We start from the raw sequence: 12,835 nt of genomic DNA on the forward strand, positions 1-12,835 counted from the left end.
CTTTTATTTTAATCAAAGATTTTTTTATCACAATAAGGTATAATAACCAATGTAAACGTTTTTATTATCATGTTTTTTGAAGCCTTTTTATTTTTCTTGGTTAAGCGTTTCCAAACTGTATTGTCCCTTTATGTGAAACAACAGGAGGTAAATATGACTGAAAAAAAAGATAGCGGAATCTTAGATTCGGTCTCAAATGCATTAAGAATATTGAAAAGTTATTCTCATTCACAACCTGTCAAAAGGGTGAATGATATAGCAAAAGAATTGAATGTTTCTAAGTCAACAGCCAGTCGTTTAGTCAAAACCTTAGCAGCAGAAGGCTTTTTAACTAAGGATACAGAAAGTGCTGGCTATCGCTTAGGTAAAATGACCCTTACCTTAGGTGGGATATTTGCTAATTCAAATGAAATTTATCGCGAAATGGGACCTGTGCTCAACGAAATTGTATCTGAAACGAAAGAAAGCGCTCATCTTGCCGTCATAATCGAAAAAGAACTCGTCTATTTAATGAAATATGTGGGCCCTTATTATGCAGATACAAAAATAGATATTGGAGAGACAAATCCTTTACATGCTACTAGTTCTGGAAAAGTACTCTTAGCATATGGAGATTCAAACCGAATAAATGAAATTAAAAAAGAAGGATTAGATGCCTATACCGAACATACGATCACCAATCCCATACTCTTCGAAAAAGAACTACTCAAAATTAGACGGAATGGTTACGCCGTAAGTATGGAAGAATATACCTATCATAATTTTTCAATTGCTGCACCTGTTTTTAATATTGATGGTGAAGTCGTTTGTGCCATCGGAATGGCAGCTCCTACCTCGCGATTAAAACAAAATAAACTCCCAAATTTGATAAAAATTATCGTCAATGGAAGTAAAATTGCTTCAGAATTATTAGGCTGGGATGGTTAATAGAATAAAAACATAAAAAATGAAGTGCCCCTTGTATCAAAGTATAGATACAAGGGGCACTTCATTTTAAATCTTTTTTACTTAACTGTTCGATGTTTTTTTCTTAATAATACAAAACCAATAGCTCCTACCACCATACTCACGATCACTAAAAAGCCAGTATTTTCTTCACCAGTATCTGGTAAGATAGCTGTCGGGTGCTTGGTTTCAGCGTCAACACGAGAAGTTGTTGTTTCAACAATCACTTTATCTGGTTGTTTTCTCGTTAATTGATATTCACTCACTAAACGATCCGCCAAGGCTGAAAAGTTTTCTTGATTATTATGGTCAGAAAAAATCATGAATTCTTCCCATAATAGAATTTGACTTCCTAATTCTGCTAATTCATCCGCATTTAAACCATGTTTATTGACTAATTCATTTGTAATGCGATCGACTTCTGATTGAAAGACTTCTGGATAATCAGCTAATAATTTATTAAATAGAGCACTAGGATCGCCCCCTTCAGAGTTCTCCATAATATCCTTTATCGCATTGTCTAATTGTTCATCAGAAAATTGATCTAATTGTCCTTGCGTGATAGGCGTCCCATTGATTAACTCCTTACGAATCGCAGCTGAATCATCAGTAGGTTTGTCTTCTTCAGCTAATTTAACACCTTCTTCTTTCACCAAGAGATCCGCTAAAGTCTCAAAATCTTCTTTATCGTTCTCTTCATACACTTCGAATTCTCTCCATAAGAGAATAGAAGACTCTAAGTTTTTCAAGCTTTCCTCATCTAAGTCGTGATGGTCAATTAATTCTGTTTGAATTCGCTCAATTTCATCTTCAAATACTTTTGGATACGTCTCTAATAATCGATCAAAAACAGTAGCAGGATCTCCTCCATTTTGATTCACTTCTTCAGATAAATCAATTAGAATCTGATCATCAATTTGATCTAATTGGGCTTGGGTAATAGGTGTATCACTAAGCAGTACTGAACGAATATCATCAATCTCAGTTTCTTCTCGACTAGCTAATCCCTGAGCGACTAACTCATCTGCTAAAGCTTTAATATCTTCTCGATGATTCTCTTCAAAGATCATATATTCTTTCCATAAAAGAGTAGAACTTTCAATTTCTTGAACTTCTTCTGCTACTAATCCTTGGCCATCGATTAGCGCCTCTTGAATACGCGTCACTTCAGGACTAAAAACTTCCGGTTTAGCTTTAAGTAACCAATCATAAACGGTTCCAATATCTCCTCCTGTTGGAACTGTCGCTTGGATATCCTCCGTTACCGCCTTAAGATCCTCATCAGTCAATTGGTCTAACTGTTCCTGAGTCATAGGAGTAGCCTCAATTAATCCTTGGCGCAAAACATCGTAATCAAGAGCTTCTTCCGTTGTTTCTTCCCCATTTACAACAGTTGTAGTGGTACTCTCTTCTGGACTCGTTTCAGTTTGAGCGTAGATAGGTTGCACTGGTACAATAGAATTTGATAACGGCACCACTAATGATGCTGATAAGACAAGCGCACTTGCAGATAATAGACTAAATAATTGACGTTTCATTTTTAATTCCTCCTCTTAACTTAAATAAATTATAACGTTTAAGTGTGAAGAAAATATGCCCTAAAAACGAATTTGTATCCGTTTTTCAGTGATCAATCTTCGTTTAAAAGTTGAATAATTTTTGTATAGGTTTTGCCATTCCGAATTGTAATGTGAGGATAAAGAGGTGCTTTTAATAATTTCTGATGGTAAGCCGTTTTAAAAAATGATGCTTCATTTTGTTTAGCCCAAAAAGTTGCGTATTCTCCTATGTATACTGCTTCTTCATTCAATTTAATTTCTTCAACAAAGTCTTGCATGGCCATTTTTTGATCGTCATTTGTATAGAACAATACATCCTTACGAGCAAAATCAGCTTGCCACCAATCAGGTAGGTTTAAATTCTGATTCAGTAATTCTTCCCGCTCATACAAAGCAAAAGGAATGGAAAATTCATAGGTAGATTGTAAGAAGATCGTAACTTCATTCCTCAAGATCTTTTTATCCTTCTCTGAATAAAAAAATAAATTGCCACTATTAATATAAGAAGAGACACGGTGATAGCCTAAACTTTTCAAAGAGTTTTTGAGTTCGCTCATGACCACTTTATGTTTTCCCCCTACATTGACTCCTCTTAACAACAAAACATAATACATAAAGAGCCCCCTATTCAATTAATTGTATATTTTCAATATACAGTATCACAAATTGATAACCAAACCAGATACATCTTTTAAAGCAAGGAGAAATTATTAAGTTTTTAATACACAACATACATTGTAATGCGATGTATATCGTGATACAATATAAGCAAATAGATCGAGATGCGATATACTAAACAGGAGGGATTTCAATGAAAACGATTATTCGTTGTCGTTTTTACAATGTTTTTCAATATGATTTAGAAGAAAAATTCTTGGCAGATATGCACCGTAAAGGGTATGTTTTTGAAGAAATAAGTTTCCCAACTATTTACACTTTTAGTAAACGTTCTCCTGAAGAAATGACTTATAAATTAGAATTTAACCGCAAAATCGATGATTAAGCTAATTATATCTAGCTCATGAAAGATTATGGTTGGGAATATGTTGGAACCTTCCTTGAATATTCCTACTTTCGCAGGTCTAAAGATGATCAACAATCAGAAGACTTTTATACCGACAAAGAATCTCAGCTTGATCATCTTAATAAAATATTATGGAAACGATTTATACCTATTTGTTTATATGTTATATTTTATCTTCTCGTCCTCTCAGGTTTAGATCCTGAATCACATTTCACTCTAGCCCTTTTTAATATTTTTGACTCAATTTTTTGGATTTATCTGATAATCTTAGTTTTTTTAATCTTTGATTATTTCAGACTCAAACGTAAGTTCACTGGAGATGTTGATCATGACCAACAAAAATAAATTAGATAAGAAATATGCGCCTATGACCGAAACTGCTTTCTATATCTTGCTCAATTTAAAAAAAGAAAACCATGGCTATAATATTACAAAAGAAGTTCTTGAATTGACCAATGAGGAGGTCCACATAGGCGCCGGAACCATGTATGGCAGCTTAGGAAAATTTGAAAAAGATGGTTTGATTCAACAAACCAAGTTAGAAGAGAACCGCAAATACTATACGCTCACTGACTTAGGCCGATATTATCTAGAAAAAGAAATCATGCGAATTAAGCGTGTCTATCAAAACATACAATAATAACAGCATCCCTCAAGTCATCATTTTAATTGAGGGATGCTGTTATTTAGTATATATAAAACCACCTTCTCCAAAGATATAGAATTAGACAAACTGACGCTTAAAAGTTTTACAAAAAACGTTTATTTTTAGACCTTACAATCATTTTAAACAGACAGTCGAAACTTTATAAAATTTTCAATTCCCCCGCTCTTTATTCCTATCTACACTTGCTCCATTTATTTTCCCACTCAAATAAGAAAGTATTTTTTAATATCATTTTTATTATCGATCCAATAACGTCTTACCCAGACACCTTTAACCAATCGCTTATCTTCCAGCTGTCCTCCAGCCTTTTCAATCACTTTTGCCGAGGCTATATTATGATCGGCACATGTCACCAATACTTTGTCTATTCCTTTATCCTGCGCCACTCCTAATGCATATTGTAAAAGTTCAAATGCAATTCCTTGTTGACGATAGTGGGGATGGACGACATAACCAATATGTCCCCCAGAATGAAGCAAATAGTCATTCAATGATAAACGCAAATTAACAAGTCCTACTATTCTGCTATCTGCAAACGCCAGATACTGCAAAAGAGGGACGCGACCCGCAGGGAGGTTATTCCCCTGAGCATAGTCTTGCATCTCTTGAATCCATTGCTTAAGATTATTTTGATAACGATTAAGAGAGTTTGTCCCCGCAATCCATGATCCATCATTAGGATATGTTTCTAAGAACTCGAGTAAATAATTTTCATCTTGAAATTCAGGTAACTTAAATGTCAACATGCGCTCACCTCTTCATCTTTTCTATCATATTTACGGCTCTTACGGCTTTTTATATCAGAAAAATCATAACACGAATTTAGAAACTATTGATAATTAATTAAGATTTCATTGAAAAACACTTGATAAGATCAAACTATCAATAAAATATTAAAAAGGAGTTTAAAAATGGAAACTGTCTTACAGATTAACAATCTCACAAAAAGATACAACCACAATTATGCCCTAAAAGATGTTTCTTTAACCCTCAAAAAAGGAGATATTTATGGCTTAATCGGTAAAAATGGAGCAGGAAAAACAACCCTGATCAAACTGATTACCCAACTTATTCATCCAAGTACAGGAAATATACAATTATTTGGCTCCCAAAACCAAAAAGAATTAACACAAGCTTTAAAATTCACAGGATCTGTCATCGAAACTCCAGCAGCCTATGATCATCTATCAGCTGCTGATAACTTGAACTATTACTGCCAGCTCAGAGGAATAGTCCATCCCAAACAATGTATCAAAGAAACCTTAGAATTAGTTAACCTTTCCAACACCCAAAACAAAAAATTTAAAGACTTCTCTCTAGGTATGAAACAAAAATTAGGAATCGCCATTGCAATTCTCTCTAAACCAGACCTCTTGATTCTAGATGAACCCATAAATGGCTTGGATCCATTAGCCATTGTTGAATTCCGTCGATTAATCAAAAGATTACAAGAAGAGCAAGGAATGACCATTATTATTTCCAGCCATATTCTGAGTGAACTCTATCAAGTTGCTAATCGATTTGGCATTCTCGATCAAGGGCAGCTGATTCGAGAAATTTCTAAGCAAGAATTTGAACATCTCAGTCAAGATTTTATTGTCCTTGAAACTCCTAACATTGAAAAAGCCAGTCATATTATCCAAGATAAAATGAATCTAAAGATCAAAGTCATTCACCAGAACTTACTTCATATTTTTGGTCAATCTCACCAAGTAAGTCAAATCATTCATTATTTGGTTAAAAACCACATAGAAATTAATGGAATCCACTATTCTAAACAAAATTTAGAAGATTACTTTACTGATCTAATCAATACTCCTGAGGAGGGACAAAATGATTAACTCATTGAAAGCAGACCTTTTTCGTCTTTTTAAAAGTAGAGGTTTCTATATAACACTTTTTATCTTAATGCTTCATCAGCTCATGGTCATTATAAATGAAGCAGTTGGATCAATAGGGATTGTTTCGGACGCTTCTCCAGAAGAAGCCAATCATGTAATCGAGAATATAATTTGGACAGCCGAAGTAGCAATGAAACAATCCTCTCATACAACCAGTCTTCTCATTTATCTTGGATTGCCGCTTTTCGTCATGATTATTGGCTTTGATCTAGTACGAAACACCTACAAGAATATCCTAACGATTGGTATTAGTCGTACAGAGTATTTCCTCTCTAAACTAATGATTTTTGCTTTTGTTTTACTACTAGAAATAGTAACCTACTATACCATTGCTTTCTTAATAGGAGGGATAAGAAACGGATGGGGCGAGCTTGATAGCAACTTTTGGTCACATTTTGGACAGGTGCTCAGCTTTCAATACATCAACATTCTAGCCGTTTTCTCTCTGTCCATGGTGGTTCTCTACTGGCTCTTTTCAAATGTTGGAGCCGTTATTGTTGCGGTTGCTTCCCCGATTATATTAGCCATTATGGCCATGTTCCTACAAAAAGACTGGCTAGCCTACTTCAACCTTCAAACAAATATTGACCAAGCTTGGTCAATCAATTTACAAACATCTTTTTGGCAAAACTCTATGTTCTACCCTTTTGTAACATTCTTGGTAGCAAGTATCTTATCACTTATTCTTTTTAAGCGTAAACCTTTATAACAAAACGTGGCTAATTCCGGAAAATGCGAATTAGTCACGCTTTTGTTTCTATAAATTCGGCCACTGAATCACCACAATAAAGCAGTCTTTTACATATTCTAAAAATAAATACCCACCTGTCATTTCCACAAGCTCCTGAGTAATATACAACCCTAAACCTGACGATTTCTCACTAACTGACATATCCTCCGTATAAAAGCGCTGAGTTAGTTTTTCAATATGCTTAATAGTTTGTTTCGACTGATTAATCACTCTCAGCTCAATCCATTCTGCTTCTCTTTTTAGCTTTACTTCAAGCCTTTTCTCACCGTGCTTCAACACATTGCCTATCACATTCTGTAAGATTCGATTTATTAGGTCAGAGTCAGAAGTAAACACAATTCTTTCTTCAATATCTATCTCCACTTCAAAATGTTCACGAGTTAATAAATCATAAAAAGTAAATAATTGCTCGGTTAACAAATGCGATAAATCCACTTGTTCCCACTCCGCCTTCACATTGTGTTCTAATAGATTTTGAAATTCTAAGAGTTCTTCTAGTCGAATAGAAATATTCTGCAAGGCTTCTTGAACCTTTAATAATGACTCTTGGTCAGGTTCTTTTTTTAATAATTGCTTAACAATCCCTGAAGAAACAGTTAAGGGCGTTCTAATATCGTGACTAACATTGTGCAAGGTCTGTTCTAGAATTTTTCTCTCCCTTTGAAACTGTAACCTAATTCCTTTTCTTTGCTGGAAAAGATCATTATATTCATCTATTAAACAGTCTAACGAGCGATGTTGAGAGGGATTCATTAGTTGAGTATTACTATCCTGAATTTTCTTACGTTGAATATCGCGATAAATTCTCTGAAGACTTGAATGTAAACTCCAAATGTACCCCATTAAAATAAAAACACATAAAACTAGTAGTAGAATAATCAGTCTCATTCTTTTTCCCCATTCAATCGAATACCAAGTCCCCAAATAGTTTCGATATACTCATGATCAGGATCAAGCGCTTTAATCTTCTTACGAAGATTACTTAAATGAGTATTTAAAGTATTATCGCCAGGTAAGTAAGGCTCTTGCCAGACTAGTTCGTAGAGTTTTTCTTTTGTAAAAACCTGTTTAGGATTTTGGAACAAAATCTTTAATATCTCAAATTCTTTTAAGCGTAGTGATTGTCTTGCCCGAGGACTTACAATCTCATAGCTCGTTTCATCCAAAGTCAATTGTCGACACCTTAACTTTTGGACCCCCTGATGTCCATTAGGACTATTTCTCAAGTGAACTTGAAGCCGAGCTTTAAGCTCATCCTCATCAAACGGTTTCGTAATGTAATCATTCGCTCCATTCATTAAGTAGGTGGCTACTGTTTTTTTGTGACCGATTGCGGTTAACATAATCACTGGAACAGTACTTACTTGACGGATTTCAGCTAAGACCTCGTCTCCTCCTTTACCAGGCAACATAATATCTAGAAGGACTATATCAAAATCTTGATTCTTAAATAGGCTAAGTGCTTCGGTTCCAGAATAAGCTTGTGTGACTTCATACTCTTCTTGGAGGAAACTTTTCAGCAAATTATTTATATCATTATTATCTTCGACAACTAATAATTTAGGCATCCTATTCCCCAACTCTCTATTATTTTTTCTGATTTTCCGAGTTCAATGATTACTCTCTTTATTTAATTATAACAAGCTTTTATACAAATAGGATCCCATATTTTGCTTCTACAAAAAAACGAGACCCCTTTTACGAGTCCCGCTCCTCAATGTCTTCTGTCAATTTTGTCACTTTTAACTGCTTTACGGTCACTTCATTGACTTCCAACAACTCAAGTCTATAGTGCTTAATCTCTAATTGTGTCCCAATCGTTGATTGACTCGGCACGATTTCTGACATTAAAGTAAAGTAACCCCCGATTGTATCCACTTCATAACTGTTTAATAAGGTCTTAAAATATTCATTGAAATCATTTAGATTCATTAGTCCTTTGACCAGCCAAGTGCAATCGTCCACTTGCTGAACCATGTTAGTATGACGCACAGTATCAGACTCATCATAAATCTCACCCATAATCTCCTCAATAATATCTTCTAAGGTGGCAATTCCTACCGTTTGACCATATTCATCTTTTACAATAGCCAAATGACTACTTGTCTGCTGAATTTTCCGGAAAAGATCATCCAACAATAATGTTTCTGGAATATTTAAGGGATCAATCATTAAGTCAGTTAAATCTACATCTAAATAATCATCTCGCATAGAAACAACCCTGAGATAATCTTTTACGAGTAACACCCCCAATATATTATCCTTGTCTTCTTGATAAACAGGTATCCGCGAATAAATTGAGTTCACTATCACTTCATGATTGTGCTCAGCCTCTTTGGTAATATCAATCATTTCTGCCCGATTACGAGGAACCATAATTTCTCTTACATTACTATGGTTTAATTTTAAGACCCCTTGCATCATACTCACTTCTTCTCTTTCTAAGGCACCATCTTTCCCACCCTTGACCACAATTTCCTTAATATTAGTAAACGTTAATTTATCATCTTGATTAGAAAAATCAATCGGTAAGAGTGACTGAAAAAAGGCTAATGCCTTTGTCAAAAACCAAACAACCGGCTTAAAAATAGTATAAATAATATTTAAAAAAACAGCAGAAAATTTCGAATATTTTTCCGGAATCGCTTGTCCTATCGATTTAGGTAATAACTCTCCAAAGACTAAAGTTAACAAGGTAACAATCAAGGAAATAGCAATCCCTGCACCCTTCTCACCTAAATAGGGTGAAATAAATTGAGAGAGTCCGCTCGTGGCAAATGAAGAGTTTAAAGTTCCAATTAAAGTAATAGCGACCTGAACCACCGCTAACACTCTGTCTTGATTGCGAAATAATTGTAAGGCCAACTTCGCCCCACTATTCCCGTTATGAGCTGCTTTTTGTAGTTTACTTTCATCAGAACTGATAAAAGCCATTTCAGAACCAGAGAAAAAGCCATTCAATAAAGTGAAAATAATTAATAATAATATTGGGGTTAACATGAAAAACTCCTTATAATTGGTTAATAGTTTTATAATATCAAATTAGGATATGGCAACAAAGCAAAAGAGCCCTTGGTTATAAGTACCCCTTCTTCTTTAGCCAAATCAAGACCACAACACTGATAACCACTGTAAGAATAACAGTGATTGCAAACCCCCATTCATTATGTTCAAACGGAACGGGAACATTCATTCCCCAGACTCCTCCGATAATGGTAGGGATGGTTAATACAATGGTGATAGAGGTCAAAACTTTCATAATATTATTTAAATTATTCGAAATAACATTAGAGAAAATATCGCTTAATTGATCAATGATTTGCATGCCTTCATCCGCCATTGATTCTGCTTGGTAACTTTCAATTAATATATCATGCATCAGCGAATTCAAAGAAGGAAGATCTTGAAAGCGCTCTTTTTTAGTGAGTTGTTCTAATACATTTCGGTTATTTTGAATCGCTGTCTTAATACGTGCAAGACTCTTATCAAGTGACATTAACCGGTATAATTCTTGGTTTTGAGAAGAATGTTCGATATCGCCTTGCATATCTTCTACTTCTTCATGGATCCACCGCAATACATTGACACACTCACATTGAACTTTCCAGAAAATACGCATCACCATTTCTTCGTAAGAATAGTCTTTTGATGCTTTGAAATCTGCAAATAAATCAGTCAGCATCTCAGGAATTTCTCTTAAGGCAGTGATAACCATATCATCCTTTTGAATAATCGCAATGGCATTCGTTTTGTATTCCCGATAATCATGTTGTCCCGTTACTGGCACAATATATTGTAATAATACAAGGGTAAGTAGTTGCCCTTCCGAATCTCTTAGTTCCTCAATTCGAGCAATCTCAAAAGGATCATTAACACCTGACATGAAATCATTGGGGATTCCAACCTGACGGCTATATTCTTTTATTTCCTCGTCATGATAAGAGACAATTTCTACCCATTTTTTTATTTTATCTACTTTTATTTGGTCTATCATCTTCTCACTCTTCCGTTTATCATTATTTCAACAATATTATGACATTTTATCCACAAAAAGTCTTGAATAACACCTGAATGATAGCGCACATACCATGACTCAACAATCATAAGTCTCATATAAGTCTTGCCTTACTTTCAGGTAAAGCTGACTCGTTTGCTCATTCTTTCTATGAATAGAAAAGATCCCCTAAAAGCATCTTGAGAAAGTATGCTCTTAAGAGATTAATAAAGTAACTATACGATAATCAATAGCGATGATAAGAAGGCTTGGTTAAAAAATATTCAAAAACATGATATGGAATTATTAAAAACAAAAACAAGATTAAAGCTTTTTTGAGCCCTAATAAAGTAGGAGATAACATCATGGCTGACTGAGCAGCTGAAATTTTGGACTGCTCTTCATATGAAAAATTATCTACCTTCTGTTTTTGATTTAAAAATGCTATAACTGAATCTTTATTTTTTTCTCCCTCATAGCCATGTCCTTTAGCTTCGTAGTAAAGAAACGTTTCTTGTTCAAATAAATAATGGTTCATTTTTTCCTTTTGATCACCCCATGTGTGAATCGCAAACAGGGTGATCAGAATCATGACAATGGCATAACGAACCCAATCTGAACGGTTAAAATTCATCAAAAGCACCTTCCTTAAATTTTATTAGCTGACTTTAACTTTTGGATCGTATCTTGTCGAATCTCCTCCCTCAAACCACTTAAATAATCAGAATATTCAACATACTGGTCACCATGAACCAAATTAAGTGAATATTCTTTTGGTATCCATGTCTCGATCAGGGCTTCATTATGAGAGAGCAGCACTTCTAACTTGTCTAAAGCTTTCATTAATTGGGCTTCTTCCGTTGTCATTTCTTCCATTTCATCAAATAAATCTTGAAAGTCTCTCGCCATTTTATCTGGCAAAGAAGATAAGATGAACTTAATAGCTTCTTTTTCGGTCACCTGATTTTGTTCTGTTTTTTCAAAAACGGGTATATCGCCGGTCACTGCTTCCCCTAAATCATGAAGCAAACACATTTTTAATAATTTTGTTAAATCAATTCTGGGGAAATTCTCGGCCACTATCAAAGCCATTACAGCTACTCTCCAACTATGTTCTGCCACACTTTCTTGTCGCCCCGAGGAAGTCCAACTATGACGCGTTTGACATTTAAGTTTCTCAATCATTGTCATAAAATTAATCAAATCTCTATTATTCAATTTCGCAACCTCTCACTTTACCTCTATCATTTCTTACTCTATTATATCTCACCCCTTATGAAAACGCCATCATTCATATCATTACAATACTTTTTTTAAAATTGAACAACACTAGTCATTAATAGATTGCTGAATAAATAGCGTTTGAGATTTAAATCATCGTTAACTTTAAATCCTCATCCAGAACTAGCTTAGCTTCTTCAAGAAAACCTTTTCATCCGTTCTTTCTTCTACTATAATTAAAGCATTAAGTAGGAAGGAGTTGTGACAGTGACCTATCAAGAAATTATACTTGTCATCATTATGATCTTCTCTATCATCGGAACTTTGTACAACCTCTCTTTTCGTCGAAAGATTATTGTCTACGAGAAAAGAACAGCCCACTTTATTTGGGCTCCTATTTTGACACTTATCATTTTCACCTTAATAATTTTTCGGTTTTCCCATAGCAACTGGAATTTTCTTATTATTTTATCGATCGCTATTTTATATTTCTCCGGTTTATTTACAGGAGGATTAACTTCATCCTCCTTCATATTTTTTAATGGTGGTCTCTCGATCGTCAATAATCGAAAATTCAGTAACTTCCAGCGAATCGTTTTAACAAATGTTCCCGAAAAGAAAGCAATAAAGCTGCTTGGTAAAACTCACTTTTCTTTTTTTGAGCAGCTATTTCATGAATCCGATGAACCTCAAATTATCGAACTATTAGAAGATGCCGGCATTCAAATCGATAGAGGCCCTCTAAATCTTAATCAATAAAAAAAGACCAAAAT

Annotated in this window: 14 protein-coding genes and 1 pseudogene; 6 read left to right on the forward strand and 9 right to left on the reverse strand. The window is 34.6% G+C overall.

Annotated elements, in window-relative coordinates:
- Nucleotides 1–153: 153 nt before the first annotated feature.
- Nucleotides 154–927, forward strand: a complete 774-nt coding sequence (locus HZY91_RS04405; protein WP_197115055.1) for an IclR family transcriptional regulator — start codon at nucleotides 154–156, stop codon at nucleotides 925–927.
- A gap of 77 nt (nucleotides 928–1,004) precedes the next feature.
- On the opposite strand, the gene HZY91_RS04410 is transcribed toward HZY91_RS04405, so the two are convergent.
- Entirely contained in the window at nucleotides 1,005–2,483 is a 1,479-nt protein-coding gene (locus tag HZY91_RS04410; RefSeq protein WP_197115056.1) for an LPXTG cell wall anchor domain-containing protein, read from the reverse strand.
- A gap of 92 nt (nucleotides 2,484–2,575) precedes the next feature.
- On the reverse strand, nucleotides 2,576–3,118 hold the full coding sequence (locus tag HZY91_RS04415) for a DUF1697 domain-containing protein (RefSeq protein WP_197115057.1): 543 nt from the start codon (nucleotides 3,116–3,118) through the stop codon (nucleotides 2,576–2,578).
- 197 nt (nucleotides 3,119–3,315) lie between these two features.
- Here HZY91_RS04415 and HZY91_RS04425 point away from each other — a divergent pair.
- A pseudogene (locus tag HZY91_RS04425) lies at nucleotides 3,316–3,873 on the forward strand (DUF2812 domain-containing protein).
- Nucleotides 3,857–4,168 (forward strand): PadR family transcriptional regulator, encoded by a 312-nt coding sequence (locus HZY91_RS04430; RefSeq protein WP_197115060.1) that lies wholly within the window; start codon nucleotides 3,857–3,859, stop codon nucleotides 4,166–4,168. The pseudogene HZY91_RS04425 and the gene HZY91_RS04430 overlap by 17 nt, the downstream one beginning before the upstream one ends.
- A 230-nt stretch (nucleotides 4,169–4,398) precedes the next feature.
- Here the strand turns inward: HZY91_RS04430 and HZY91_RS04435 are convergent, their stop codons facing one another.
- On the reverse strand, nucleotides 4,399–4,941 hold the full coding sequence (locus HZY91_RS04435; RefSeq protein ID WP_197115061.1) for a GNAT family N-acetyltransferase: 543 nt from the start codon (nucleotides 4,939–4,941) through the stop codon (nucleotides 4,399–4,401).
- 165 nt (nucleotides 4,942–5,106) lie between these two features.
- Here HZY91_RS04435 and HZY91_RS04440 point away from each other — a divergent pair, with 165 nt between their 5' ends.
- Both HZY91_RS04440 and HZY91_RS04445 read left to right on the forward strand, forming a co-directional pair.
- A complete protein-coding gene (locus tag HZY91_RS04440; RefSeq protein WP_197115062.1) occupies nucleotides 5,107–6,036 on the forward strand; it encodes an ABC transporter ATP-binding protein in 930 nt (309 codons plus the stop codon).
- On the forward strand, nucleotides 6,029–6,805 hold the full coding sequence (locus HZY91_RS04445) for a DUF2705 family protein (protein WP_197115063.1): 777 nt from the start codon (nucleotides 6,029–6,031) through the stop codon (nucleotides 6,803–6,805). The genes HZY91_RS04440 and HZY91_RS04445 overlap by 8 nt, the downstream gene beginning before the upstream one ends.
- 48 nt (nucleotides 6,806–6,853) lie before the next feature.
- On the opposite strand, the gene HZY91_RS04450 is transcribed toward HZY91_RS04445, so the two are convergent.
- From HZY91_RS04450 to HZY91_RS04475, 6 genes are all read right to left on the reverse strand, one after another.
- Nucleotides 6,854–7,735: a sensor histidine kinase gene (locus tag HZY91_RS04450; RefSeq protein WP_197115064.1), complete on the reverse strand. Its 882-nt coding sequence runs from the start codon at nucleotides 7,733–7,735 to the stop codon at nucleotides 6,854–6,856.
- On the reverse strand, nucleotides 7,732–8,415 hold the full coding sequence (locus HZY91_RS04455) for a response regulator transcription factor (RefSeq protein ID WP_197115065.1): 684 nt from the start codon (nucleotides 8,413–8,415) through the stop codon (nucleotides 7,732–7,734). The genes HZY91_RS04450 and HZY91_RS04455 overlap by 4 nt, the downstream gene beginning before the upstream one ends.
- 130 nt (nucleotides 8,416–8,545) lie before the next feature.
- A complete protein-coding gene (locus HZY91_RS04460) occupies nucleotides 8,546–9,847 on the reverse strand; it encodes a hemolysin family protein (RefSeq protein WP_197115066.1) in 1,302 nt (433 codons plus the stop codon).
- 76 nt (nucleotides 9,848–9,923) lie between these two features.
- Complete coding sequence (locus HZY91_RS04465) at nucleotides 9,924–10,841, reverse strand: magnesium transporter CorA family protein (protein ID WP_197115067.1); 918 nt, start codon at nucleotides 10,839–10,841, stop codon at nucleotides 9,924–9,926.
- A 247-nt stretch (nucleotides 10,842–11,088) separates the two neighbouring features.
- A complete protein-coding gene (locus HZY91_RS04470) occupies nucleotides 11,089–11,478 on the reverse strand; it encodes a hypothetical protein (protein WP_197115068.1) in 390 nt (129 codons plus the stop codon).
- An 11-nt stretch (nucleotides 11,479–11,489) separates the two neighbouring features.
- Nucleotides 11,490–12,059: an HD domain-containing protein gene (locus HZY91_RS04475; RefSeq protein ID WP_197115069.1), complete on the reverse strand. Its 570-nt coding sequence runs from the start codon at nucleotides 12,057–12,059 to the stop codon at nucleotides 11,490–11,492.
- A 270-nt stretch (nucleotides 12,060–12,329) separates the two neighbouring features.
- On the opposite strand from HZY91_RS04475, the gene HZY91_RS04480 reads away from it, so the two are divergent.
- Nucleotides 12,330–12,821, forward strand: a complete 492-nt coding sequence (locus HZY91_RS04480) for a hypothetical protein (RefSeq protein ID WP_197115070.1) — start codon at nucleotides 12,330–12,332, stop codon at nucleotides 12,819–12,821.
- Nucleotides 12,822–12,835: the final 14 nt, after the last annotated feature.

Source organism: Facklamia lactis, from assembly GCF_015863205.1.
Taxonomy (GTDB): Bacteria; Bacillota; Bacilli; order Lactobacillales; family Aerococcaceae; genus Facklamia; species Facklamia lactis.

What these genes read in the sequence shown, in the direction of transcription:
- HZY91_RS04460 (WP_197115066.1), bottom strand. Translation starts at nt 9,847, where the DNA reads ATGTTAACCCCAATATTATTATTAATTATTTTCACTTTATTGAATGGC.
- HZY91_RS04405 (WP_197115055.1), top strand. Translation starts at nt 154, where the DNA reads ATGACTGAAAAAAAAGATAGCGGAATCTTAGATTCGGTCTCAAATGCA.
- HZY91_RS04465 (WP_197115067.1), bottom strand. Translation starts at nt 10,841, where the DNA reads ATGATAGACCAAATAAAAGTAGATAAAATAAAAAAATGGGTAGAAATT.
- HZY91_RS04410 (WP_197115056.1), bottom strand. Translation starts at nt 2,483, where the DNA reads ATGAAACGTCAATTATTTAGTCTATTATCTGCAAGTGCGCTTGTCTTA.
- HZY91_RS04445 (WP_197115063.1), top strand. Translation starts at nt 6,029, where the DNA reads ATGATTAACTCATTGAAAGCAGACCTTTTTCGTCTTTTTAAAAGTAGA.
- HZY91_RS04415 (WP_197115057.1), bottom strand. Translation starts at nt 3,118, where the DNA reads ATGTATTATGTTTTGTTGTTAAGAGGAGTCAATGTAGGGGGAAAACAT.
- HZY91_RS04430 (WP_197115060.1), top strand. Translation starts at nt 3,857, where the DNA reads ATGACCAACAAAAATAAATTAGATAAGAAATATGCGCCTATGACCGAA.
- HZY91_RS04450 (WP_197115064.1), bottom strand. Translation starts at nt 7,735, where the DNA reads ATGAGACTGATTATTCTACTACTAGTTTTATGTGTTTTTATTTTAATG.
- HZY91_RS04435 (WP_197115061.1), bottom strand. Translation starts at nt 4,941, where the DNA reads ATGTTGACATTTAAGTTACCTGAATTTCAAGATGAAAATTATTTACTC.
- HZY91_RS04455 (WP_197115065.1), bottom strand. Translation starts at nt 8,415, where the DNA reads ATGCCTAAATTATTAGTTGTCGAAGATAATAATGATATAAATAATTTG.
- HZY91_RS04440 (WP_197115062.1), top strand. Translation starts at nt 5,107, where the DNA reads ATGGAAACTGTCTTACAGATTAACAATCTCACAAAAAGATACAACCAC.